The organism is Ruegeria sp. CDSB022, from assembly GCF_059611145.1.
Genome location: NZ_JBXWOZ010000001.1, coordinates 900,309 through 925,552 on the forward strand (window position 1 = coordinate 900,309; position 25,244 = coordinate 925,552).

Annotated in this window: 25 protein-coding genes; 13 read left to right on the top strand and 12 right to left on the bottom strand. The window is 57.4% G+C overall.

Annotated features, from left to right (window positions below; translation table 11 throughout):
- Positions 1–126 precede the first annotated feature (126 nt).
- The 10 genes from AC2FIZ_RS04490 (at position 127) to AC2FIZ_RS04535 (ending at position 9,308) form a co-directional block, all read left to right on the top strand.
- Positions 127–681, top strand: coding sequence for a DUF3305 domain-containing protein (locus tag AC2FIZ_RS04490; RefSeq protein ID WP_142634353.1), 555 nt, complete (start codon positions 127–129; stop codon positions 679–681).
- Positions 678–1,259, top strand: a complete 582-nt coding sequence (locus tag AC2FIZ_RS04495) for a DUF3306 domain-containing protein (protein ID WP_281994742.1) — start codon at positions 678–680, stop codon at positions 1,257–1,259. The genes AC2FIZ_RS04490 and AC2FIZ_RS04495 overlap by 4 nt, the downstream gene beginning before the upstream one ends.
- A gap of 4 nt (positions 1,260–1,263) precedes the next feature.
- A complete protein-coding gene (locus AC2FIZ_RS04500; RefSeq protein ID WP_271946579.1) occupies positions 1,264–1,875 on the top strand; it encodes a TorD/DmsD family molecular chaperone in 612 nt (203 codons plus the stop codon).
- Between the two features lie 59 nt (positions 1,876–1,934).
- Entirely contained in the window at positions 1,935–2,123 is a 189-nt protein-coding gene (locus tag AC2FIZ_RS04505; RefSeq protein WP_281994743.1) for a ubiquinol-cytochrome c reductase iron-sulfur subunit N-terminal domain-containing protein, read from the top strand.
- 107 nt (positions 2,124–2,230) lie between these two features.
- Positions 2,231–5,125 (top strand): formate dehydrogenase subunit alpha, encoded by a 2,895-nt coding sequence (locus tag AC2FIZ_RS04510; protein WP_281994744.1) that lies wholly within the window; start codon positions 2,231–2,233, stop codon positions 5,123–5,125.
- A gap of 11 nt (positions 5,126–5,136) precedes the next feature.
- Complete coding sequence (gene fdh3B / locus AC2FIZ_RS04515) at positions 5,137–5,730, top strand: formate dehydrogenase FDH3 subunit beta (protein ID WP_085821701.1); 594 nt, start codon at positions 5,137–5,139, stop codon at positions 5,728–5,730.
- Between the two features lie 121 nt (positions 5,731–5,851).
- On the top strand, positions 5,852–7,033 hold the full coding sequence (locus tag AC2FIZ_RS04520) for a formate dehydrogenase subunit gamma (protein WP_496790647.1): 1,182 nt from the start codon (positions 5,852–5,854) through the stop codon (positions 7,031–7,033).
- Positions 7,034–8,296 carry a c-type cytochrome gene (locus tag AC2FIZ_RS04525; protein WP_496728146.1) on the top strand — a complete coding sequence of 421 codons (1,263 nt, stop codon included), beginning with the start codon at positions 7,034–7,036 and terminating at the stop codon, positions 8,294–8,296.
- Between the two features lie 13 nt (positions 8,297–8,309).
- Entirely contained in the window at positions 8,310–8,435 is a 126-nt protein-coding gene (locus AC2FIZ_RS04530; RefSeq protein WP_271946568.1) for a hypothetical protein, read from the top strand.
- Entirely contained in the window at positions 8,436–9,308 is an 873-nt protein-coding gene (locus AC2FIZ_RS04535) for a substrate-binding domain-containing protein (protein WP_281994747.1), read from the top strand.
- A 2-nt stretch (positions 9,309–9,310) separates the two neighbouring features.
- Here AC2FIZ_RS04535 and AC2FIZ_RS04540 read toward each other — a convergent pair whose 3' ends face one another.
- The 9 genes from AC2FIZ_RS04540 to AC2FIZ_RS04580 form a co-directional block, all read right to left on the bottom strand.
- Entirely contained in the window at positions 9,311–10,126 is an 816-nt protein-coding gene (locus AC2FIZ_RS04540) for an ABC transporter substrate-binding protein (protein WP_281994748.1), read from the bottom strand.
- Positions 10,127–10,144: 18 nt separating this feature from the next.
- Positions 10,145–10,879 (bottom strand): ATP-binding cassette domain-containing protein, encoded by a 735-nt coding sequence (locus tag AC2FIZ_RS04545; RefSeq protein WP_142634372.1) that lies wholly within the window; start codon positions 10,877–10,879, stop codon positions 10,145–10,147.
- Positions 10,872–11,585, bottom strand: a complete 714-nt coding sequence (locus tag AC2FIZ_RS04550; RefSeq protein WP_282027452.1) for an ABC transporter permease — start codon at positions 11,583–11,585, stop codon at positions 10,872–10,874. The genes AC2FIZ_RS04545 and AC2FIZ_RS04550 overlap by 8 nt, the downstream gene beginning before the upstream one ends.
- A 153-nt stretch (positions 11,586–11,738) precedes the next feature.
- Complete coding sequence (locus tag AC2FIZ_RS04555) at positions 11,739–12,728, bottom strand: ABC transporter substrate-binding protein (protein ID WP_271946556.1); 990 nt, start codon at positions 12,726–12,728, stop codon at positions 11,739–11,741.
- A gap of 60 nt (positions 12,729–12,788) precedes the next feature.
- A complete protein-coding gene (locus AC2FIZ_RS04560; protein WP_142634378.1) occupies positions 12,789–13,634 on the bottom strand; it encodes an ABC transporter permease in 846 nt (281 codons plus the stop codon).
- On the bottom strand, positions 13,631–14,563 hold the full coding sequence (locus AC2FIZ_RS04565) for an ABC transporter permease (protein WP_142634380.1): 933 nt from the start codon (positions 14,561–14,563) through the stop codon (positions 13,631–13,633). Before AC2FIZ_RS04565 ends, AC2FIZ_RS04560 begins: the two co-directional genes overlap by 4 nt.
- A complete protein-coding gene (locus tag AC2FIZ_RS04570; RefSeq protein ID WP_142634382.1) occupies positions 14,556–15,350 on the bottom strand; it encodes an ABC transporter ATP-binding protein in 795 nt (264 codons plus the stop codon). Before AC2FIZ_RS04570 ends, AC2FIZ_RS04565 begins: the two co-directional genes overlap by 8 nt.
- A 54-nt stretch (positions 15,351–15,404) precedes the next feature.
- Positions 15,405–16,859, bottom strand: a complete 1,455-nt coding sequence (hydA, locus tag AC2FIZ_RS04575) for a dihydropyrimidinase (RefSeq protein ID WP_142634384.1) — start codon at positions 16,857–16,859, stop codon at positions 15,405–15,407.
- Positions 16,860–16,952: 93 nt separating this feature from the next.
- On the bottom strand, positions 16,953–18,203 hold the full coding sequence (locus AC2FIZ_RS04580; protein ID WP_496790648.1) for a Zn-dependent hydrolase: 1,251 nt from the start codon (positions 18,201–18,203) through the stop codon (positions 16,953–16,955).
- Positions 18,204–18,372: 169 nt separating this feature from the next.
- Here AC2FIZ_RS04580 and AC2FIZ_RS04585 point away from each other — a divergent pair, with 169 nt between their 5' ends.
- The gene (locus AC2FIZ_RS04585) at positions 18,373–18,981 is read left to right on the top strand and encodes a TetR family transcriptional regulator C-terminal domain-containing protein (protein ID WP_142634388.1); all 609 of its coding nucleotides are present in this window, start codon (positions 18,373–18,375) and stop codon (positions 18,979–18,981) included.
- A 253-nt stretch (positions 18,982–19,234) separates the two neighbouring features.
- Here the strand turns inward: AC2FIZ_RS04585 and preA are convergent, their stop codons facing one another.
- The 3 genes from preA to AC2FIZ_RS04600 form a co-directional block, all read right to left on the bottom strand.
- On the bottom strand, positions 19,235–20,539 hold the full coding sequence (preA, locus tag AC2FIZ_RS04590; protein ID WP_282021347.1) for an NAD-dependent dihydropyrimidine dehydrogenase subunit PreA: 1,305 nt from the start codon (positions 20,537–20,539) through the stop codon (positions 19,235–19,237).
- A gap of 45 nt (positions 20,540–20,584) precedes the next feature.
- Positions 20,585–21,919 carry an NAD(P)-dependent oxidoreductase gene (locus AC2FIZ_RS04595; RefSeq protein ID WP_496677798.1) on the bottom strand — a complete coding sequence of 445 codons (1,335 nt, stop codon included), beginning with the start codon at positions 21,917–21,919 and terminating at the stop codon, positions 20,585–20,587.
- A gap of 157 nt (positions 21,920–22,076) precedes the next feature.
- Positions 22,077–22,709 carry a cupin domain-containing protein gene (locus AC2FIZ_RS04600; RefSeq protein ID WP_281994754.1) on the bottom strand — a complete coding sequence of 211 codons (633 nt, stop codon included), beginning with the start codon at positions 22,707–22,709 and terminating at the stop codon, positions 22,077–22,079.
- 171 nt (positions 22,710–22,880) lie between these two features.
- On the opposite strand from AC2FIZ_RS04600, the gene AC2FIZ_RS04605 reads away from it, so the two are divergent.
- Positions 22,881–23,876 carry a GT-B fold glycosyltransferase domain-containing protein gene (locus tag AC2FIZ_RS04605; RefSeq protein ID WP_281972260.1) on the top strand — a complete coding sequence of 332 codons (996 nt, stop codon included), beginning with the start codon at positions 22,881–22,883 and terminating at the stop codon, positions 23,874–23,876.
- Between the two features lie 72 nt (positions 23,877–23,948).
- Positions 23,949–25,241 carry an O-acetylhomoserine aminocarboxypropyltransferase/cysteine synthase family protein gene (locus tag AC2FIZ_RS04610; RefSeq protein ID WP_271946534.1) on the top strand — a complete coding sequence of 431 codons (1,293 nt, stop codon included), beginning with the start codon at positions 23,949–23,951 and terminating at the stop codon, positions 25,239–25,241.
- Positions 25,242–25,244: the final 3 nt, after the last annotated feature.

The following is a 25,244-nucleotide window of genomic DNA, read 5'->3' on the forward strand; positions in this document are numbered from 1 at the left end:
CCGCGAGGACCGTAAACAATCGGTGAAGGGTGCATATTCGACCACCCAAGGACTTGGCAGGAAGCTACTTTGTGTACCATAGTAGACCCTGAGGAAGGCAGGGGAGAGCTTTCCAGGGAGGACTTAGTGGCCAAGGCCGCCAGCCAGATTGAAATGCCAATCGGCGTCGTCGTGCGCAAAACACCCGGGGTTACACGCTGGGCGCAATGGAACTGGCGCGCCGTCGCCGTGCTGCCCGGCGCTGGACCGGCCGATTGGCTGGAGATGCGGCGCGAGGGTGAAGCGGTCGAGTACCACGCGGCCACCCTACCCCTGACCCTTTGGTCAGATGAGGCCGAAGCCTACATGGTCAACCTGTCGGACGGGCAACCCTCGATCTATCTGGTCCTGCGCGATGCGCTGGATGGAACACAGCCGATGGACGCGGTGCTGGTGACCGCCTCACCCTTCGAAGGACAGGACTACGCCGATACCGGCGAAGAGCTTGTCGAGAAAATCCCAATGACTGATGGGCTGATCGCTTGGGTACGTGATTTCGCACTGGAGCATCATCGCAACGAAGTCTTCGTCAAGCGCCGCCGTGATAAGAAACGCACCGATCTGGTTGAGGACGGCAAAGGGGATGTACGCATCCGGCAAGACTCGGATGTTTTCCGCGCCCCGCGGAGGATTGTGCAATGACAGAAACCCGCGATTTCTGGTCGCGCCGCAAAGCCGCCGTTCAGGCTGAGGCCAAAGCCGAGGTTGTAGCAGCACAAGAACAGGCTTTCGCTGAACAGCGGGGCGAGCTGGAAGAAAAGACTGACGCTGAAATTCTGGCAGAATTCAATTTGCCCGATCCTGATCAGTTGCAAGTTGGTGACGACGTATCGGGCTTTATGGCCAAGGCAGTTCCTGACCGGTTGCGCCGCCGCGCCCTTCGGCAGCTCTGGCGTCTGAACCCGGTTCTGGCCAATGTCGATGGGCTGGTGGACTACGGCGAGGACTATACCGACGCCGCCTGCGTGATCGAAAATATCCAGACCGCCTATCAGGTCGGCAAGGGAATGCTGGCCCATATCGAGGCTTTGGCCGCTCAGACCGAAGAGGAAGACACTGACCAGATCCCTGAGGTTGAAGAAACCACGCAAGAGCCTGAGTTGCCCGAGGTAACCGAGATGCAATCGTCAGAGCCTGTAGTGATTTCTGAAATCGACGACCCGGAAGAGGCAGAGCTTACGCCTGCCCCACGCCGCATGAAGTTTGAATACGAAGGATAACCGTATGACCGCAAGCAACGCGCAAAACCTGGACGTCTCAGCCGAGGATCGTCTGCGCGCGGATTTCTATAACTTCCTTGGGCTGCTGCTTGCGGCGCCTCCGGATCAGATGCTGCTGTCTCAGGTTACTGGTCTGACCGGCGATGAAACCGATCTGGGTCAGGCTATCAAGGCCATGTCGCGGGTCGCCAAGGTGACCAAACCCGCGGCTGCCGAACGCGAATTCAATGCCCTGTTCATCGGGCTAGGACGCGGAGAACTGCTGCCCTATGCCAGTTTCTACCTGACTGGTTTCCTGAACGAAAAACCGCTGGCGCAACTGCGCAACGACATGGCGGTTCGTCAGATCACACGGGCGCAGAACGTGTTTGAACCCGAAGACAATATCGCCTCGTTGATGGAGATGATGGCGGGCATGATCGTCGGACGCTTTGGCGCGCCCGCCTCGCTGGAAGATCAAAAAGCGTTCTGGAACAAGCATATCGGTCCCTGGGCCGCACATTTCTATTCAGATTTGGAAGCCGCGGAAAACTCGGTTTTCTATGCCTCGGTCGGCACCGCGGGTCGGGTTTTCATGGAAATCGAGCGTGAAGCCTTTCGAATGACGGCGGGATGATCCCGCCATTCGCCAGCGCCCCAAAAGGCGCTAGATCGCAATTGGGAAAGGAGGATCCCATGAGCAAAACCAAGGAAGAAGGCGCCACGCGCCGTGACTTCTTGAAACTGGCCGGAACCGCAGCGCCCGCTGCAGTCGCCGCCGCCAGCCTGAGCGGACAAGCCGAAGCAGCCGAGCTACCGACGGATGAAACCCGCATTCAGGACACCGCGCATACGCGCGCATATCTGGACAGCGCCCGGTTCTGAACCCCGGACGTTGTCACCACCCGACTGACGGTTGCGATTGGCCCTGACGTCGGCACCAACAGGACCAAGCCAGCCATGGAAAACATGGCCAGCAAGGGAGGAAAGAAATGCTTAGGAAAAAGACCAACGGGGTTGCGAGACGCTCCCAGCGGACAAGTATCCTGTCCCAGGTCGGCGAGAAAACCGTCGATCGCCGCGCATTCCTGCGCGGATCGGGCCTGACGATCGGCGGGTTGGCCGCGATCAGCGCCACGGGTGGAACCGTGACGCCAGCCAGTGCCCAGTCAGCGGCCAATCAAGCCGTCGAAAACATCAAATCCATATGCACGCATTGCTCGGTCGGCTGTACCGTTGTGGCCGAGGTGCAGAACGGCGTCTGGATCGGGCAAGAACCCGGCTGGGACAGCCCTTTCAACCTGGGTGCGCACTGCGCCAAGGGGGCCTCGGTCCGTGAGCACGCCCATGGTGAACGCCGCCTGAAATATCCGATGAAAAAGGAAGGCGGCGAGTGGAAGCGCATCAGCTGGGAAGAGGCGATCAACGAGATCGGCGACGGCATGATGAACATCCGCGAGGAAAGCGGCCCGGACAGCGTCTATTGGCTGGGCTCTGCCAAGCACAATAACGAACAGGCCTATCTGTTCCGCAAATTCGCCGCCTATTGGGGCACGAACAACGTGGACCATCAGGCCCGTATCTGCCACTCGACCACTGTTGCAGGTGTTGCGAATACATGGGGCTACGGCGCCATGACCAACAGCTATAACGACATTCACAACTCCAAGGCTATCTTCATCATCGGTGGCAACCCCGCCGAGGCACACCCTGTCTCTCTGCTGCATGTTCTGCGCGCAAAAGAACAGAACAACGCGCCGCTGATCGTCTGCGACCCGCGCTTTACGCGCACCGCAGCGCATGCGGATGAATATGTCCGGTTCCGCCCCGGCTCTGACGTCGCACTGATCTGGGGTATCCTCTGGCACATCTTCGACAACGGCTGGGAGGACAAGGAGTTCATCCGCACCCGTGTCTGGGGCATGGATCAGATCCGTGAAGAGGTCGCCAACTGGAACCCGGAAGAAACTGAGCGTGTGACCGGCGTACCCGGATCACAGCTTAAGCGCGTGGCGCGCACCATGGCCAACAACCGTCCTGGCACGGTGATCTGGTGCATGGGCGGCACCCAGCATACCAATGGCAACAACAACACACGCGCCTATTGCGTGCTGCAGCTGGCGTTGGGCAACATGGGAACGTCGGGCGGTGGCACCAACATCTTCCGTGGCCACGACAACGTGCAGGGTGCGACGGACCTTGGTGTTCTGTCCCACACCCTACCCGGCTATTATGGGCTGTCCGCAGGGGCATGGGGCCATTGGGCGCGCGTTTGGGGTGAAGAGCCTGAATGGCTGTCCGGCCAGTTCGCCTCGATCAAAGACAAGGAGGGCAAGGATAAACCGCTACAGAACGAGCGCGGCATCCCGGTCTCTCGTTGGATCGACGGTGTTCTGGAAGACCCCGCCAACATGGATCAGGACAACAATGTCCGAGCCATGGTTCTGTGGGGGCACGCTCCGAACTCGCAAACCCGCGGGCCGGAAATGAAGACGGCGATGGAAAAGCTGGACATGCTGGTCGTGATCGACCCGTATCCCACCGTTTCCGCCGTTCTGCATGATCGGACCGATGGCGTTTACCTACTGCCGGCCTGTACGCAGTTCGAAACCCGTGGCTCGGTCACGGCCTCGAACCGCTCGTTGCAGTGGCGCGACAAGGTGGTCGAACCGCTGTTCGAAAGCCTGCCGGACGAGGTCATCATGGCCAAGTTCGCCAACAAATTCGGCTGGGCGGATCGGTTCTTCCGCAATATCGAGATGGAGGATGCCGAAACCCCGAATGTTGAAAGCATCACGCGTGAGTTCAACTCGGGCCTCTGGACCATCGGCTATACCGGCCAGTCGCCAGAGCGTTTGAAAAGCCACATGGCCAATCAGCACACGTTCGACAGAACCACGCTACAAGCTATAGGTGGACCAAACGACGGCGAATACTACGGTCTGCCCTGGCCGTGCTGGGGAACGCCAGAGATGGGTCATACGGGGACACCAAACCTCTATGACATGTCCAAACCGGTGGCCGAAGGTGGCCTGACCTTCCGCGCGCGCTTTGGCGTGGAGCGTGATGGCGACAACCTGCTGGCGGAAGGGGTCTATAGCGTTGGGTCGGAAATTCAGGACGGATATCCCGAATTCACGATGCAGATGCTAATGGATCTTGGTTGGGACGGCGATCTGACGGCCGAAGAACGTGCGGCCATCGACGCCGTTGCGGGGCCAAAGACCAACTGGAAAACCGACCTGTCGGGCGGCATCCAGCGGGTTGCGATTGCACATGGCTGTGCGCCCTTTGGCAACGCCAAGGCCCGCACCGTGGTCTGGACTTTCCCGGACCCGATCCCGCTGCATCGCGAGCCGCTCTATACCAACCGGCGTGATCTGGTAGAAGACTATCCGACCTATGAGGATCGTCAGTCCTATCGCCTGCCAACCCTGTATGCCTCGATCCAGAAGAACGATTTTTCAAAGGATTACCCGATAATCCTGACGTCAGGTCGTTTGGTCGAGTATGAGGGCGGAGGTGAGGAATCCCGGTCGAACCCGTGGCTGGCCGAACTGCAACAGGACATGTTCGTCGAGATCAACCCCCGTGATGCCAACAACCTGGGCATTCGCGACGGGGCTCAGGTCTGGGTCGAAGGGCCTGAGGGTGGTAAGGTCAAGGTGATGGCGATGCTGACCAACAGGGTTGGTGCCGGCGTGGCCTTTATGCCATTCCACTTTGGCGGCCATTTCCAGGGTCAGGATCTGCGGGACAAATACCCCTCAGGCGCTGATCCCTATGTGCTGGGAGAAAGTTCGAACACTGCCCAGACCTATGGCTATGATTCAGTAACCCAGATGCAGGAGACCAAAGCGACTCTCTGCAAGATCTCAGCAGCGTAAGGAGGACGACAATGGCTAGAGCAAAGTTTCTCTGCGACGCTGAACGCTGCATCGAATGCAACGCCTGCGTAACCGCGTGTAAGAACGAGCACGAGGTGCCTTGGGGCATCAACCGCCGCAGAGTGGTGACGATCAATGACGGCGACCCGGGCGAACGCTCGATCTCGGTTGCCTGTATGCATTGTTCGGATGCGCCCTGTATGGCGGTGTGCCCGGTTGACTGCTTCTATCAGAACGAAGAAGGGGTCGTCCTGCACTCCAAGGACCTGTGCATTGGCTGCGGCTATTGCTTCTATGCGTGCCCGTTCGGCGCGCCGCAATACCCACAGGCAGGCAACTTCGGATCACGCGGCAAGATGGACAAATGTACCTTCTGCGCCGGTGGCCCCGAGGAAACGCACTCGACCGCAGAGTTCGCCAAATACGGTCGCAACCGGATCGCAGAAGGCAAACTGCCCATCTGCGCCGAGATGTGTTCCACCAAGGCCCTGCTTGCCGGTGACGGCGACGTGGTATCGGCCATCTATCGCGAACGCGTCGTGGCGCGCGGTTTCGGGTCTGGCGCCTGGGGGTGGGGCACAGCCTACGACCAAAAAGACGGCTGATCCTTGGCCAAACCTTCCCCGGCGCGCAAACCGTGTGCCGGGGACCACTAAGATTTTTCGACGAAAAATCTCTGCCCGCCCGGAAAAGGGCCTACGCCAATGACCGCGTCACGAGGTTCATATGACTTTCCTGCGACTTCTGTTCTGTCTCATTGTTTTGACTGTTCCTGCCCTTGCTCAGGATGCTCCGGATCGCAATTCGACGGGTGGTGCGACCACGCTCGAGGATATCTTGGCCCGGCAGCGAGGTGAAGACGTGGACACCACATATCGCTCGGATAACACCGGCCAGGGCAATGCCGAAGGCCTGTTGGGCCAGTTGGGCACACGCGGCGTAGCATCTGACAGCGACGTCTATCGCGCTTTGCGCTATGGCTCGGCAGATGTGACCGTTTCGTCGAATGGCCCCGCCGCCAGCGTCTTGATACAGGACGGAGGCATGTGGTGGTTGAATTTCCGAACAGGCCCGTTGCGCGATTACGGCACGTATATTCTGGCCGGGATGCTTGGCATCCTGCTGCTGTTCTTCTTGGTCCGGGGTAAAATCCGCATTGATGGTGAAAAGACGGGACGCACGGTTACGCGTTTCTCAGGCTTTGAGCGGTTCGGACATTGGCTGTTCGCGGGCTCTTTCCTTATCCTTGGCCTGACCGGTTTGCTGACCCTTTATGGTCGAGACTTTCTGATCCCAATCTTCGGGAAAGAAGGCTTTGCAGCCATAGCGCAGGGCTGCAAATGGCTGCATAACAACCTCGCCTGGGCCTTCATGCTGGGTTTGATCATGGTCACTGTGAACTGGATCGCCCACAACATCCCCAACCGCACCGACCTGAAATGGCTGGCCGCCGGCGGCGGGTTGTTCACGAAAGGCAGCCATCCTCCGGCCAAAAAATTCAACGCGGGTCAAAAGATCATCTTCTGGGCCTGTATCCTGCTGGGCGTATCGATCAGCCTGTCTGGCCTGTCTCTGCTGTTCCCGTTTGAGATGCCGCTGTTTGCTAAGACCTTCTCAATCGCAAATGCCACCAGCATCCCGCAGATGTTGGGTCTGAACCTTCCGGTGCAGATGTCACCACAAGAAGAGATGCAATATGCTCAGGTTTGGCACGTGATGGTCGCCTATGTCTTCATCGCCATCATCATCGCGCATATCTACTTGGGCTCGGTGGGGATGGAGGGCGCTTTCGACGCGATGGGCACCGGCGAGGTCGAGGAACAATGGGCGCGTGAGCACCACTCGCTTTGGCTCGAAGAGGTACAGGAAAAAGAGGCCAATAAGGCAGCGGTCTCGCCTGCGGAATAGATGCGCAGTCTAATCCTTGCACTGGTGTTGACCCCCCTGCCCGCTTTGGCCGAGTTTTTCACGCTGAAAGGTCATGGCGGGCCGATCATGGGGATTGCCTCCGCGCCGGACGGCCGGATTGCGACGGCCAGCTTCGACAACTCCGTCGGCCTGTGGTCAGACCGCACGCCGCAATGGCTTGAAGGGCACGAGGCTGCCGTGAACAGCGTCGCCTTTGGCGGCACAGCGATCTATTCCGCGGGTGACGACTTTACCCTGCGCCGGTGGCCGGATGGCCAAATCCTCGGGCGGCACAAAGGCAAGATCGTCGATATTGCTGTTTCAAACTCCCACATCGCCACTGCCAGTTGGGACGGCACGATAGGGGTTTGGCCGCTTGACGGGTCAGAGCCAAGGATATTGGGGCCCACAGGCAGCGGTGTGAATGCTGTTGTGTTCACACCAAACGGGGATGCGCTGTATACCGGCGGGGTTGATGGGGCGGTTCGTCTTTGGGATGTCGCAACCGGTCAGGAAAAACTGCGACTGGTTGATAACGGGTTCGGCATCAACGAACTGGTCCTGAATCCCCATGAAAACTGGATTGCCTATGGGGCCGTCGATGGCGTCACGCGCATTCGTGATCTGACTACAGGCGACGAGCATGATTTCACCCTGGACCGCCGTCCAATCCTTGCGCTGGCTCTCAGCCCGGACCGCAGCTTGCTGGCGGTGGGGGATGGTGAGGGTCATATCATGTTGGTCGATACCATCGACTGGCGCATCGCACAGGATTTCCGGGCCACATTGCGCGGTCCGGTCTGGGCGCTGGCCTTCTCAACCGATGGTAAAAACATCTATGCAGGTGGTATAGATGAGGCGATGTATAGCTGGCCGGTATCTGACCTTGGCGACCAACAACAGATGGCCGCGACTGAACCTAGTTTTCTGAAGAACCCTGACCAGATGGACAATGGCGAGCGCCAATTCGTGCGCAAATGCTCGATCTGCCACAGCCTGACGGCGGACGGGCACAGACGTGCTGGACCTACGCTCTCTGGTGTGTTTGGTCGCCGGGCGGGCAGCTTACCGGGATATTTCTACTCGGACACGCTGCAAGACTCTGATATCATTTGGAATGGCGAGACGATAAATGCCCTTTTCGACCAAGGACCAGACCATTACATTCCGGGATCGAAGATGCCCATGCAACGGATTACACAAGCGGATGACCGCATAGATTTGATCGCCTTTCTGCGCCGCGTCACGGCACCGGAAAACTGAACCGGAGGTAAATATGAAAGCCTTTCTAGCCGCAGTTGCCACGATGGCTGTAATTGCCGTCGCTGCGCCATTTGCCTTAGGCCAATTCGGATTCAGCGCGGCGAATGCCAGCGCGGGTTCGGCCGTGCGCCTCGACTGAATGTCAGAATACCTGACCACCAAAGAACTGGCGGACCTGCTGCGCATTGGCGAGCGTAAAGCCTATGACCTTGCCTCATCCGGCGAGGTCCCCTGTGTCCGTGCCATGGGCAAACTCTTGTTTCCAAGGGCCGAAGTCATTGCCTGGCTGAACGCATCGCGCTGCGGACCGCAGGTCGCAGAACCGTCGCTGCCGCCGATCGTGGCGGGCAGTCATGATCCGCTGTTGGATTGGGCTCTGCGGGAAAGCGGGTCGGGCCTGGCAACTTATTATGACGGCTCATTTGACGGCTTGAATCGCCTGAAAGAACGATCAGCGCAGGCTGCGGCGCTGCATATCCACGAGACAGACGGATTCAACACGCAATCTCTGCAGGACCATCTGGGAGAGGCACCCGTCATTCTGTTCGAACTAGCAAAACGCCAGCGTGGGCTACTAATGGCCCCCGGTGTGACTGGGATATCGGACTTTTCTGACCTCAGGGGCCGTCGCATTCTTCTTCGTCAGGACAGTGCCGCCAGTCAACGGTTGTTCGACACGCAACTGCAGGCGCACGGCCTGAACCGAGACGATCTGGATACCCTGCCGACCTGCGCACGTACCGAAGAAGAGCTGGCCATAGCCCTGCATGACAGCAAAGCCGATGCCGGATTCGGCCTGGGTGCGCTTGCGGGGCTGTACAATCTGGGCTTTGCCCCGACCCATACCGAACGCCTGGACCTTGCCATCTGGAGGCGCGCCTATTTCGAAGGCCCGATGCTTCGGTTGCTCGGCTTTGTGCAATCCGACCGCTTTGCCACCCGGGCAGAAGAATTCGGCGGGTATGACTTGTCGGATCTGGGAACCATCCATCACAATGGAGCCAGCGGCTGACCCTATTGGGCGTTGGGAAAGAACAGCTGCTGGCCGTCCAGCGTGTAAGATGCGATGGCCGCCTGCCCTTCGGGCCCGGTCAACCAGTCAATAAAGCGCTGCCCCGAGGCCGCCCGCACTTTGGGATGCTTGTCAGGGTTCACAAGAATAATCCCATATTGATTGAACAGGCGCGGATCGCCCTCAACCATGGCCTCTAGGTTTCCCTTGTTGCCAAAGCTCTGCCAAGTCGCGCGATCCGTCAGCGCATAAGCCCCCATCCCGCTGGCCACATTCAGTGTCGCCCCCATCCCGGATCCGGTTTCCCGGTACCAGGTGCCCGAGGCGCCGATCGGGTCAATACCGGAGGTGGCCCAATGGCCCAGTTCCGCCTTATGCGTCCCGCTGTCATCCCCGCGCGAGGCGAAGGGCGCCTCGGCCTCAGCGACCGCAGTCAGCGCCGCGATAATGTCAGTCCCCCCTTTCACTTTGGCGGGATCGGATTTTGGCCCCACAAGGACGAAATCATTGTACATCACGTCCGACCGCTCAACGCCCCAACCGTCAGCCACAAATTTCTCCTCGGCAGGTTTGGCGTGAACCAGCAAGACGTCCCCGTCACCGTTGATCGCATTGCGGATCGCCTGCCCTGTACCAACAGCCACTACGCGGACATCAATCCCGCTTTCGGCTTCAAAGCCTGGCAGGATATGGTCGAACAAGCCCGAATTCTGCGTCGACGTGGTTGATTGGACTACAATAAATGGGGTTTCGGTCAATGCGGCTGTAGTGTTCAGGCCAAGCGCTATTACTGCAGCCCCGACGAATTTGCGGATCATTTGAACTCCATATTCTGATTAGGTTACCAGACCACCGGCAACAAACCGGCGCGCGGCGTCACTTGTCGGGGCATCCAGCACTTGTTTGGCAGCACCGTGTTCGACCACGTGCCCGGCCTGCATCATGACGATATCCGCTGCCAGACGGCGTGCCTGACCGATATCGTGAGATACCATGACAATGCGCACCCCTCGGTTCGAAGCGCGCAAGATCATCCGTTCGATCATCTGCGTAGCACCGGGATCAAGCGAACTGGTTGGTTCGTCCAGGAACAAAGTCTCCGGGTCCAGCGCCAGCGCGCGCAGGATGGCCAGCCGTTGCGCTTCGCCCCCGGACAGCGATCTGGCGGACTGGCGTGCCTTACCTTCTAGCCCACCTTCGGCCAGCAATTCGTCGATCCGGGATTTGCGAATTGCACGGGACATGCCCTGACGCTTTAGCACAAAATCAAGATTGGCTGACACGGACCGGCGCAACAGAACCGGTCTTTGAAACACCATCGCCTGTCGTGATTTGTGATACGCATTCAGGGCAATCCCGTCCTGCTGAACCCTGCCGCTATCCGGGACGATAAGCCCGTGCAAACAGCGCAAAAGCAGGCTCTTGCCCGCTCCGTTCGGCCCAAGGATCAAAGTTGGTCCCAGCCCCATCAGGGATAACTCTGGCACTTGAAGCAGTGTCTTTCCCTTGCGGGAAATCTGTAAACTGTGAACAGAAAGACATTTCACCATCTCGGGCACCAGATCACGCATGGCGCAACCCTTCCTTCTCGGCCCGCAGGCTAAGCGTGCTGACCATGGCGTTTACTGCGATGGCTATGGCAATCAGGATGGCCCCAAGCGCAAGCGCCAAGGCCAAATTACCCTTGGACGTTTCAAGGGCGATTGTCGTCGTCATCACCCGCGTGACGTGGTTGATATTGCCGCCAACGATTATAACCGCTCCAACTTCGGCAATCCCACGGCCAAACCCTGCCAACAATGCAGTAACAAGAGACAGCCGCGCATCCCACAATAGCACCGGAATCGATGCCATCCGCGACACGCCGAGTGAGCGGAGTTGCTCGGAATATTCCTCGGCCAGCATTTCGACCACTTGACGTGTCAGTGCGGCAACGATCGGGGTCACCAGAACGACCTGAGCAATAATCATCGCCGTCGGTGTGTAGAGCAATTCAAGGACCCCCAACGGACCGGAACGCGACAGCATCAGATAGACCAGCAAACCTACCACAACCGGGGGCAAGCCCATCAAGGCATTCATCAAGACGATCAGAATCCGCCGCCCTGGAAAACGCGCAACGGCCAAAGCCGCGCCCATGGGCATCCCGATAACGGCAGAAATCAGAACGGCAAAAACAGAGACTTTCAGGGACAACAGAACAATCGCCCACAGCTCCGGATCCCAATGAAGGATCAAAGCAAGCGCCGACCTGAATTCTGTTGTGAAATCCTGCATTATCTACCTAATACTCCACATATTGAACAGTTTGCTATAATTTACAGGTAATTACTATGACAAACGCGCTACAAGTGCAGTCACATTTTCGACGCTTCCAACAAAAAACGCGGCCCCGTTTGGGACCGCGCCATATTCCATCGTGAACCTGTCTCAGTTCAGTGCTGCATCCGAAATCTGATGCGTCCAGGCACCTTCGGGTTGTTTGGTGATAACCGGATCAGAACCACCGGCAAGCAGCGTCCCTACAGTGCGCTCAAAATCCGCCGGATCAAGCGATCCGTTTGAGCCCGCAGTCAGCTTGGCAATCTCACCCATCATACGTTTCTGATGCGCTTCGGTTTGGGCACCAGTCGCGTCATTTTCAAGCACGATATCGGCCGCTTCATCTGGGTTCTCTTCGGCATATTTCCACCCCTTCATCGACGCCCGTACGAAACGTTCCATCTTGTCGACAAATGCCGCGTCGCTCAGGTTCTCTTCAAGAACGTACAGGCCGTCTTCCAGCGTCGCGACGCCCTGATCTTCGTATTTGAATGTGACCAGTTCGTCGGGGCTGACGCCGGAATCTATGACCTGCCAGTATTCGTTATAGGTCATGGTGCTGATGCAATCAGCCTGACGCTGCAGCAGCGGGTCGACATTAAAGCCCTGCTTCAGAACCTCGACGCCATTTTCGCTCTTGCCACCGGTATCAATGCCCAGCTGGCTCATCCAGCTCATGAAGGGGAATTCGTTGCCAAAGAACCAGACGCCCAGTGTCCGGTTCTTAAGGTCTTCTGGTGCGGAAATACCGGCATCTTTCCAGCAGGTCAGCATCATACCCGAGCTTTTGAAAGGCTGGGCAATATTCACCAGCGGCAGGCCCTTTTCGCGCGCGGCCAACGCAGCTGGCATCCACTCGACCGTCACGTCAGCGCCGCCACCGGCAATGACCTGTGTCGGCGCTATGTCCGGGCCGCCTGGCAGAATGGTGACATCAAGACCTTCTTCTTCGTAGAACCCTTTGTCTTTGGCCACGTAATAACCTGCGAACTGAGCTTGCGTGACCCATTTCAACTGCAATGTCACCTCATCCGCTGACCAGGCTGCACTGGCGGCCAGGCTAAAGGCGGCAACCGCCCCGCTGAGTATCTTTTTCATCTTCACATCTCCTAGTTTCAGTTGGCGCCCCATTTTTCATTTTTGGGGTCTGTTGAATTTTTATCCGCGCTGCGATGGGTGCCAGAAAGTCACCGCCTTTTCGATCATGGCAACCAGACCATAAAATGATGTCCCGGCCAAAGCCGCCACTACGATCTCGGCCCAGACCATATCCAGTGAGAGCTGCCCCACGCTGGTTGATATCCGAAAACCCATGCCAAGCGTCGGTGAGCCAAAGAACTCGGCCACGATAGCGCCGATCAATGCAAGGGTGGTGGATATCTTGAGACCATTGAAAACAAATGGCATCGCGGCAGGCAAGCGCAGCTTCAGAAAGCTTTGCCAATAGGTGGCGGCATAGGTCTCCATCAGGTCGCGCTGCATTGCTGTCGCCTCGCGCAGCCCGGCGACGGTGTTCACCAGCATTGGGAAAAAGACCATCACGACAACCACCGCCGCTTTGGAGTGCCAGTCGAACCCGAACCACATGACCAGAATCGGCGCGGTGCCAACAATCGGCAGAGCGGCCACGAAGTTGCCCACGGGCAAAAGCCCGAGGCGCAGAAAATCCCACCGGTCCACTGCAATCGCCATCAGGAAGGCGGCTCCACAGCCGATGATGTAACCGCTCAGCGCGCCCTTGATGATGGTTTGCACGAAATCCATCCAAAGCGTTGGCAAACTGTCCCAGAACCGAATCCAGATAACCGATGGAGCGGGCAGAATGACCAAAGACACCTCAAGGCCGCGCACTAAAAGCTCCCAGATGATGATGATAGTCAGACCAAAGATCAGCGGAGCCAGAAACCGGACCATCCGCGTATCAGCATAAGGCCCGCTGGCCAAGCGGCTGTTCAACCACCATCCCAACAGCCACACACCGAGTGCGCCCAGAATTGGTATCATTGCGCAATCCCCATCCGTTTCAGGACCGACTTTTCAATCAGCCCCAGAAGCCCCACAAGACAGGCCGCAAGAATCGCCGCCGCAAACAGGGCCGACCAGATTTGCACGGTCTGACCATAATAGCTGCCTGCCAGCAGGCGCGCGCCCAGTCCCGCAACTGCCCCGGTGGGCAATTCCCCCACGATGGCCCCTACCAATGAAGCCGCAATGCCTATCTTCAGCGATGTGAACAGATACGGCATCGAGGCCGGCAAACGCAGTTTCCAGAACCCCTGCGCGTGGCTCGCGCTATAGGTACGCAGCAAATCCAGTTGCATCGCATCCGGGCTGCGCAAACCTTTGACCATGCCCACCACGACAGGAAAAAAGCTGAGATAGGCCGATATGACTGCCTTGGGGATGATCCCCTGCACGCCAACGGAATAGAGGACCACAATGATCATCGGGGCCAGAGCGATGATCGGGATGGTCTGGCTGACTATCGCCCAGGGCATGACCGACAGGTCCATGACCCGGCTATGTACGATCCCAACAGCCAGCAGAATTCCCAGACCGGTGCCAATGGCAAAACCCAATATCGTCGCACTCAGCGTCACCCAGCCGTGATAAACCAGCGAGCGCTTTGAGGTGATTTTCTTCTGAACTGTTGTCTTCCATATCTCAACGGCCACCTGATGCGGAGCGGGCAACCGAGGACGATCCTGTTCCCACGTGGCTGGAATGGCAAAGCTATTGTCCAGAACCAGGCTGAATTCGGACAGATCGCGACGATCTTTTGCCGAGGGTGGCTGAACTGTGGCCCCGGCCCGTTCTTGTTCGGTCAGAACGCCTTTGATATTCATCGGAATACAAGCGGCGTACCAAAAGGCTACTATGACGGCCAGTACCGTCAATACAGCCCAGAATGCCTTGAACCCGCTGCTATTCATCCGAATGCCCCGCGCGCAACCCTTCTCGCACCCTATGGGCAACTTCGATGAATTCCGGCGTGTCGCGAATATCGAGCGGCCGCTCTTTCGGCAACGGACTGTCGATCACGTCAGTGATCCGTCCGGGCCGAGGGCTCATTACAACGATCTTGGTGCTCAGATAGACGGCCTCAGGGATGGAATGGGTGACAAACCCAATGGTCTTTTCAGTCCGCGCCCAAAGTGCCAGAAGCTGCTCGTTCAGGTGATCGCGGACAATCTCATCCAACGCGCCAAAAGGTTCGTCCATAAGCAGGATATCCGCATCAAAGGCCAGCGCCCGTGCAATGCTGGCCCGTTGCTGCATTCCCCCCGACAACTGCCAAGGAAACTTTCCACCAAACCCTTCAAGATCAACAAGTTCCAAAACCTTTTTTACGCGTTCTTCCTGCTCGGCAGCTGTAAACCCCATGATTTCAAGCGGGAGCTTGATGTTCTTGGAAATGGTGCGCCAAGGGTACAGACCCGCGGCCTGAAATACATAACCATAGGCCCGTTTCCGCCGCGCCTCATCCGGGGTCATACCGTTGACGGTCAATGTCCCGCCAGTCGGTGTTTCCAACGCAGCGATGCACCGCAAAAAGGTGGTCTTACCACAGCCGGAGGGTCCGATGAAGCTGACGAATTCTCCCTTTTCGATGGTCAGGTTCACATCCTTCAAAGCGTGGACCGGCCCGTCATTGGTCTGAAAGGTCAGATCCAGTTGCCGCGCCTCGATTACAGGCGGTGCAGCGGTTTCAATATTCATTCCATCCCCTTGAACTTAAACCGTAATAAGACGTGATATCTGCCACATATTCTGTCATACACCGGTTGCTGGAATACCGGTGCGCACCACCGGTCGCGGCGCTGTCAGCTCTTTCCAAGTACTCAGCGCCTTGTTGACGGTAGTATTGGCCTCGCGTTCAACAAATTGGCCATGGCCTTCCTGAGTCCTGATCTCTCCGTCATGCACTGCAACCTGCCCACGGGTCAGAGTAAAGCGCGGCAAGCCTTTGACCTCTTTGCCCTCAAACACGTTGTAGTCGATCGAAGATTGCTGCGATTTCGCGCTGATCGTCTTGCCTTTCTCAGGATCCCACACCACCAAATCGGCATCGGCACCTACAAGAACTGCGCCCTTTTTTGGATAACAATTCAATATCTTGGCGATGTTTGTTGAAGTGACTGCCACAAATTCATTTGGCGTCAGCCGACCAGTATTCACCCCATGAGTCCACAGCATCGGCATCCGGTCTTCCAACCCTCCGGTACCGTTCGGGATCTTGGTGAAATCCCCCACGCCAAAGCGTTTCTGATCCGTCGTAAAGGCGCAATGGTCGGTGGCCACGACACTCAACGAACCAGATTGTAATCCGTTCCACAGGCTATCCTGATGCTGCTTGTTTCGGAACGGAGGGCTCATGACCCGCCGCGCCGCGTGGTCCCAATCCTGGTTGAAATACTCGCTCTCATCCAAGGTCAGATGCTGGATCAAAGGTTCCCCCCACACCCGCTTGCCCTGCATCTTTGCACGCCGAATGGCCTCATGCGCCTCTTCGCACGAGGTGTGCACCACATACAGGGGCACTCCGGCCATATCCGCGATCATGATCGCGCGGTTGGTCGCTTCGCCCTCGACCTGCGGCGGACGGGAATAGGCATGTGCCTCGGGACCTGTATTGCCTTCGGCCAACAGCTTGGCGCTGAGCTCGGCAACAACATCGCCATTCTCGGCATGCACCATGGCCGTTCCACCCAGCTCGGCAAGACGCTTGAACGAAGCATACATTTCATCGTCATTGACCATCAACGCGCCCTTATAGGCCATGAAATGCTTGAACGTGTTGATGCCGCGTGTCTCGATCACCGTCTTGAGGTCATCAAACACCTGCTCGCCCCACCAGGTCACCGCCATGTGGAAAGAATAGTCGCAATTTGCACGTGTCGACTTGTTATCCCAGCGCTTGAGCGCATCCAGCAGGCTTTCACCTGGGTTGGGCAGCGCGAAATCAACCACCATCGTGGTTCCTCCAGCCAATGCCGCCCGGGTTCCGCTCTCAAAATCATCGCTGGAATAGGTGCCCATGAACGGCATTTCCAAATGCGTATGCGGGTCGATCCCGCCAGGCATCACATAGCAGCCTGTCGCATCCAGTTCCGTGTCACCTTTTAGGTCCGGCCCAATCTCGGTGATCACCCCATGCTCGACCCTCACATCCGCATGGTAAGACAAATCCGCGGTTATGACGGTCCCGTTCTTGATAACAGTGCTCATATCAATCTCCCTGATGCGGTCTGCGCCGCTTGCTTCATCTGGCTACAAATACCTCGGGGGGAGTCGCCCAACGGACGACGGGGGCAGAGCCCCCTATTCCACAATTCCAGCCGTCTCTACGACCGCATGAAACAGAACATCCGCCCCGGCGGCAGCCCAATCCTTGCTGATTTCTTCGGCTTCGTTATGGCTTAGCCCATCCACACAAGGGCACATCACCATCGCTGTTGGTGCAACCCGGTTGATCCAGCAGGCATCATGACCGGCGCCCGAAATGATATCTGTATGAGAATAACCCAACCGTTCAGCCGCATCGCGCACGGCTGCCACGCAGCCTTCATCAAATTGCACCGGATCAAATCCGCCGACCTTCTCGAATTCGATCTGTAGGCCCATCCCATCCACGATATCTTCGGCCGCTACGCGCAGACGATTTTCCATATCGGTGATCACGTTCAGATCGGGCGAACGGAGATCGACAGTAAACACAACTTTCCCCGGGATCACGTTACGCGAATTCGGAAACACATCAATATGCCCCGCCGCACCCACCGCGTGGGGCGCATGGGACCAAGCAATCTCGTCAACCTTTTCAAGGATACGCGCCATCGCCAATCCGGCATTCTTGCGCATCGGCATCGGCGTAGACCCGGTATGGGCGTCCTTTCCGGTAACGGTAATCTGGGTCCAGCTGAGACCCTGACCATGGGTGACAACGCCGATATCCTTCCCCTCGGCCTCAAGAATGGGGCCCTGTTCGATATGCAGCTCAAAAAAGGCGTGCATCTTTCGGGCGCCAACCTCTTCGTCACCGCGCCAGCCAATGCGGCTCAGCTCATCTCCGAACTTCTTACCATCGGCATCCTCACGGTCATAAGCCCAATCCTGCGTATGCATCCCGGCAAAAACCCCCGAGGACAGCATCGCAGGTGCATAGCGCGTGCCTTCTTCATTCGTCCAGTTCGTCGCAACGATTGGATGTTTGGTCTTGATTCCCAAATCATTGAGCGTGCGGATGATTTCCAGCCCGCCCAATACACCCAGAACACCGTCAAATTTGCCGCCTGTCGGCTGCGTATCCAGATGTGAACCCACATAGACCGGCAATGCCTCGGGGTACGTGCCCTCTCGATGCGCAAACATATTGCCCATTTGGTCCAGCCCCATGGTGCACCCGGCCTCTTCGCACCATTTCTGAAACAGCGCGCGGCCTGCCGCATCTTCATCCGTCAGGGTCTGACGATTATTGCCCCCCGCAACACCCGGGCCAATCTTGGCCATCTCCATCAGGCTGTCCCACAACCTGTCGCCATTGATCCTGAGGTTCTGCGCCGGAGCTGCCATCCTAGTCTTCCCTGTTGCTTGCGATTTGCTCGCTTTTGGTGTCTTGATTTGACCATCTGGTCAAACTCACGCTATCACGGGTTCGACATCAGTCAAGAAATAGCAGAGCTCGGTGGGAATTTTTGGCATATTCCGCACTTGCGAGCCCAAAAATCAGACAGGCAAAGACATGTCCAAAGACCGCGCACCAACACGAATTCAGAAAAAAAACCGCGCTGCAATTCTAGAAGCCGCTTTGAACGTGTTTTCTGCCTACGGTTTCCGCGGTGCCACCGTCGACCAGATTGCTGCCGAGGCCGGGTTGAGCAAGCCGAATCTTCTATATTATTTCCCCTCAAAAGAAGCGATTCACACGGCCCTTCTATCTGGCCTTCTCGAGATTTGGCTGGCCCCTCTCCATGATCTCGACGCCGACGGGGACCCATTGGAAGAGATACGCGCTTATATCCATCGCAAACTGCAAATGAGCCGGGAACTTCCGCGCGAAAGCCGTCTGTTTGCCAATGAACTGGTCCAGGGTGCGCCACGCATACACGATGCATTGTCCAATGATCTCAAAACTTTGATGGATGAGAAGACCGCAATCCTTACGGCCTGGATGGAGCAGGGTAAAATCGCGCGCCTCCATCCCTACCACCTTATTTTCTCCATCTGGGCTTTGACACAGCATTATGCGGATTTCGATGTCCAGGTTCGGGCCATTCTTGGCGACGAAGACCCGTATGAAGGTGCTGAACCGTTCATCGACACGCTCTACCGCAAATTGCTGGCGCCTTAGGTTTTCGTTAGCCGGAACCCGCTCACCCTCAGCCTAGGATGACGCTACTCTTTTCTTCCCTGTCCACACACAAGTGCCGTGGTAAGGCTTTCGTTGGGTGGGTAGAGCGAGAAGTGGGACATAAGGCGTTCCAAGACGAAGTGAGGAGGCGCGGATATCATCTGATCCGCACCGCCACCCAATAGTTCGCAAACTGCCACAACGCCCCCTCATTGACATCCTGCTCTAAGAAAATTCGACGAGTTTTCTTGGACTACTCGGCGGCTTTCGCCATTGGATTGTTGGGATGGGTTGTCCAGTTGCCATATTCGGGCTGCACTTCTTGTCCCGTGCGCGGGTCGATTTCGCCAGCGGCCATCGGCACCATCGAAATACATCCTTCAACCGGGCACACATCCACGCACAGGTTACAGGCCACACATTCGTCATCCATAACCTCGAACACGCGCTCTTCGGACATTGAAATGGCCTGGTGGCTGGTGTCTTCGCAGGCGGCATAGCATCGGCCACACTTGATGCACTGATCCTGATCAATCTTGGCCTTGGCGACATAATTCAGGTTCAGATATTGCCAGTCGGTCACGTTTGGAACCGCAAGACCGACAATTTCCGAGACGTCCTGATACCCTTTTTCATCCATCCATTTCGACAGACCCGCCGTCAGTTCGTCAATGATCTTGAACCCATAGGTCATCGCTGCCGTGCAGACCTGAACATTGCCGCAACCCAATGCCATAAACTCTGCAGCATCGCGCCAGGTAGTCACACCGCCAATACCCGAGATCGGCATTCCGTTCGTTGCCTGTCCACGCGAAATCTCGGACACCATCGACAGGGCAATCGGTTTCACCGCAGGGCCACAATAGCCACCGTGGCTGCCTTTGCCGTCAATCGAGGGTTCAGGGCTGAAGCTATCCAGATTGACACTGGTAATCGAATTAATCGTGTTGATCAGCGATACCGCATCCGCACCACCATTCTTTGCGGCTTCGGCAGGCTTGCGGATATCAGTGATATTCGGCGTCAGTTTCACGATGACCGGTCGGTCATAGTATTTCTTGCACCAGCGCGTCACCATCTCGATATATTCCGGCACCTGCCCTACGGCCGCCCCCATCCCGCGCTCGCTCATCCCGTGTGGACAGCCAAAGTTCAGTTCGATCCCGTCGGCACCGGTTTCGGCAACACGCGGCAGGATAGCCTTCCAGGCCTCTTCCTCGCACGGCACCATGATCGAGGCGATCAGGGCGCGATCTGGATAATCAGCCTTAACCCGCGCCATTTCTTCAAGGTTTACCTCTAATGGGCGGTCTGTAATCAGCTCGATGTTGTTCAGACCCAACAACCGACGGTCTGCGCCGTAGATCGCCCCATAGCGGGGGCCATTAACATTGACGACCGGTGGACCTTCGGACCCGAGTGTTTTCCACACCACACCGCCCCATCCGGCCTCAAAGGCGCGGCGGACGTTATATTCCTTGTCCGTCGGCGGCGCAGATGCCAGCCAATATGGGTTGGGGCTTTCAATTCCCAGAAAGTTCGATTTCAAATCAGCCATTTATCCGGCCTCCCTGATGCTTGCAGGCATCTTGATCATTGAGTTTCACGCAATCAGACTTGCGTGGATATCCATCGCGGCATCGCGCCCCTCGGCCACTGCGGTCACGGTCAGGTCATCCCCGCCTGCGGCGCAGTCGCCTCCGGCCCAGACCGCTTGTACCGATGTGCGCCCGGCGCCCGTGACGGCGATCTTGTTCCCGTCCAACGTCAGCCCTTCGGGCGCTCCTTCCAGCGTCTGACCTATTGCCTTCAGCACCTGATCGGCAGGCAGGCGGGTTTTCTCGCCGGTGCCCTTCAACTGACCGTCATGGCTGGCAGTATACTCCAATTCGATCTCGGCGGCTGCCCCGTTGCCGTGTACGGCTATGGGCTGAACATTGGTCATGATCCTGACACCGTGCGATGCGGCCAGATCCTGCTCATAGCGGCTGGCACCCATCGCCTCGCGTCCGCGCCGGTAGGCGATGGTGACGTTTTCCGCGCCCAGCAATTTCGACTTTACAGCTGCGTCAACCGCGGTCATGCCGCCTCCGATGACGACGACATTCCGCCCAACGGGCAGCTCAGCCAGATCGGCCGCCTGACGCACATCCGAGATAAAGTCGACCGCGTCGCGCACGCCGGTCAGATCCTCGCCGCCCGCTCGCAATGCATTCACACCTGTCAGACCGATGGACAGGAAAACCGCATCATAGTTGTCAACAAGGCCATCCAGCGACAGGCCCTCGCCCAGCACCGATCCGGTCTCGATGGTGATGCCGCCGATCCTCAGCAACCAATCGATCTCAGCCTGAGCGAAATCATTGGTCGATTTATAGGCGGCAATTCCATATTCATTCAGACCGCCGGGTTTTGGGCGGCTTTCGTGAATGACCACATCATGCCCCAGCATCGCCAGCCGATGCGCACAGGCTAGCCCTGCGGGCCCTGCCCCGATCACGGCCACCGTTTTGCCGGTGAATGCGGCGCGCTGGAACGGATGGTCGCCCGATGCCATAACGCTGTCAGTAGCAAACCGCTGCAAACGCCCGATCTCGACTGGCGATCCTTCGGCGGTTTCGCGTACGCAGACTTCCTCGCACAGCGTTTCGGTCGGACAAACACGGGCGCACATGCCACCCAAGATATTCTGGCCAAGGATGGTTTCACCCGCAGCTTCAGGCTGACCGGCCTGAATCTGGCGCATGAACAATGGAATATCAATGTCTGTCGGACAGGCCGTCACACACGGCGCGTCATAGCAGAAATAGCACCGATCCGCGGCCACTGCGGCCTCATGCGGGGCAAGTGGTGGATGCAGATCCGTGAAATTCGAGGTCAGCTCATCGCTGGAAAGCCTCCCGGAGACTATGCCGGGGACCATCTGGCCCTGTGCCATCGCTCTACTCCCTGTAGATATGTTGTTATGGCCTCAGCTTGGCACAATCTGATTTTTTATCAAATGGTAAATTTTGCCAAATGGTCAAAAAATGAATAACCAGGCCGAAACACCCGGTTTTTTACTGTACATTGCTGGTTTTTTGGGCCGGAACCGCTCAGATCATCTGTGACAGGTGCCCGGATTTGATCCAAATTCGCGCGCCCTCTGCTCCTGCCAAAGCAGTGGAACGCGCACCTGGCGGTAATCTCAACCAGTCCCAGACCGAAAATTCTTCGTCGGATTCCTGCACCGAACCTGCGATGACAAACAACTCCAACCCATCGACTGCATCCAGATCCAGCTTTTCGCCAGGTGACAGATTCAATACGCGAACATCTTCGCGTGAGCCCTTGAAAAGCTGAAGATTCGAATCCCCGGTAATCGACCGACGAATTTCGGTCCTGTCCTCAGGGTCAAACTGGTGCAGTTTGACTAGTATCGTCGCGCCTTCTTGTGCCGAAGGCGTATGGGAAGATGTCGGAGGATTGCGCACATAACTACCTGCAGGAAAATCACCGGTCTCGTCCTGAAACACACCGTCCAGCACCAGATACTCCTCTCCTCCATCATGCGTATGGGCGGCAAAGGCGCTTCCTGGGGCAAAGCGGACAATCGTGGTGGCGCGGGCGACCTCTTCCCCGATCCGGTCCAACATCTTGCGCTCGACCCCTGCGGCAGGTGACGCAATCCAGTCATTCCGGTCGAAATGCACAGCAACACGTTTTGTGAAATCTGCGTTAACTCTCATGCGGCTTCTCCTGTTGGGTCTGGTCTCTAGATGGTTGCGCAAGTCCTGAATTCAAAATTCAGATGCATGATCTATGATCACATCTGGTTTTGTGCCACGTCTCTACCTAGTGTACGCCCAACCAAAATTCGAGCAGTGCTGGACCAACGCCACGAACCCGAGAGACGCCCGATGCAGACCGCCAACAATAAATTCAATATCGTGGTCATCGGCCAAAACAACCGGCTGCAATACGAGGCACTGCTGTTTGCAGCCTCGTTACGACACAGCTGTCCCGATTTCGCTGGCCGCCTGTTTGTAGCCGTTCCTCAACCGGGGGCCCGATGGTCACAGGATCCCAGCATTCAGGATGAGGATGTCCTGAAAGCGCTACATCAGCTTGGGGCCAAAATTCTACCGTTTGAAAACCGGGCTTTCGGTGGAAGCTATCCCTATGGAAACAAGATCGAGGCGCTCTTGGCCCTGCCCGAGGGGGAACCGTTTGTCTTTTTCGACAGCGATACGCTTGTCACCGGAGACCTGAATAGTGTGCCCTTCGATTTTGACCGCCCCGGTGCCTCGCTGAAAGTCGAGGGAACATGGCCGCGCCCGACCCTGTATGGTCCGGGGTATGACGGTATCTGGCGCGCCCTGTATGAGCGGTTCGAACTGGATTTCGACAGCTCATTGGACAAGGCCCAACCGGCCGAATACTGGCGGCGCTACCTGTATTTCAATGCGGGTTATTTCTTTTACAGATGCCCACGCCAGTTCGGCGAACGGTTCCTGGAATATGCCTGCACCATCCGGGATGAGGATATCCTGGAACTCGCGGGCCAAACACTGGACCCATGGCTGGATCAGGTCGCATTGCCGCTGGTTATCCATGCCCTTGGCGGCGGCCGCGACGCACTGCCCACTGGCCTGCTGGACGGGTCGGTCACGTGCCACTACCGTCTGTTTCCGCTGCTGTATGCCCGCGAAAGCGACCATGTGATCGAGGTTCTGGAAACTGTGGTTGCGCCCAACAAGTTCAAGAAAGTGCTCAAGGGCTATGACCCAATAAAGAAACTGGTGCTCCAGCGCAAAGGGCACAAAATACGCGAGATGTTCGATCGCGAAAACCTGCCTCAGCGCGAGCAGGTCATTCGCAACAAGATCAAAAGCAAAGGTCTATGGATGCGCTGACAGCAATGTTGTGCGCACGCGTCCAATCGCCTAGAGATTCTGCAACACATAGCCCAACAGGAGATTTTTACCATGTCTGACGGCCCCACCTACGGTTTCGACACGCTTCAAATTCACGCAGGCGCGCGCCCTGATCCGGCAACAGGTGCCCGTCAGACGCCGATTTATCAAACAACGGCATATGTGTTTCGCGATGCAGACCACGCGGCGGCTCTGTTCAACCTGCAGGAAGTCGGCTTTATCTATTCCCGCCTGACCAATCCCACCGTGGCGGTTCTGCAGGAACGCGTGGCAACGCTTGAGGGTGGCGTTGGAGCAGTTTGCTGCTCGTCCGGTCATGCCGCCCAAATCATGGCACTGTTCCCGCTGATGGGACCTGGCTGCAACGTGGTGGCCTCGACCCGGCTGTATGGCGGCACGATCACTCAGTTTAGCCAGACGATCAAACGGTTCGGCTGGTCTGCCAAGTTTGTGGATACTGACGATCTGGATGCTGTGAAGGACGCGATCGACGAAAATACACGAGCGGTGTTCTGCGAATCCATCGCCAACCCGGGCGGCTATGTCACCGATATCCGCGCACTGGCGGATGTGACGGATGGCGCCGGCATTCCGCTGATCGTCGACAACACCTCGGCCACACCCTATCTGTGCCGCCCGATTGAGCACGGCGCGACGCTGGTTGTGCATTCAACCACCAAATACCTGACCGGCAACGGCACTGTCACCGGCGGCTGTATCGTGGATTCGGGCAAGTTCGATTGGTCCGCGAATGACAAATTTTCCTCGCTCAGCCAGCCGGAACCGGCCTATCACGGGCTGAAATTCCACGAGACATTCGGTCCGCTGGCCTTCACATTCCACGGCATCGCCATCGGCCTGCGTGATCTGGGCATGACGATGAACCCACAGGCGGCGCATTACACGCTGATGGGGATCGAGACCCTGTCTCTGCGAATGGAGCGTCATGTAGAGAACGCGCAAAAGATCGCAGCCTGGCTAGAGGCCGATGACCGCGTGGAATATGTGACCTATGCGGGCTTGCCGTCCTCGCCCTATCACGACCGGGTCAAGACGCATTACCCTAAAGGGGCCGGTGCGCTATTCACGTTTGCGGTCAAAGGCGGCTATGACGCCTGTGTCAAACTGGTGAACGCGCTGGAGATCTTCAGCCATGTGGCCAACCTGGGCGACGCGCGATCGTTGATCATTCATTCGGCCTCGACCACCCACCGTCAGCTGACCCCGGAACAGCAAGAGGCCGCAGGCGCCGGTCCCGGCGTTGTTCGGGTTTCCATTGGCATCGAAGACGCCAACGATCTGATTGCCGATCTTGATCAGGCGCTGGCCAAGGCAACGGCCTGACAA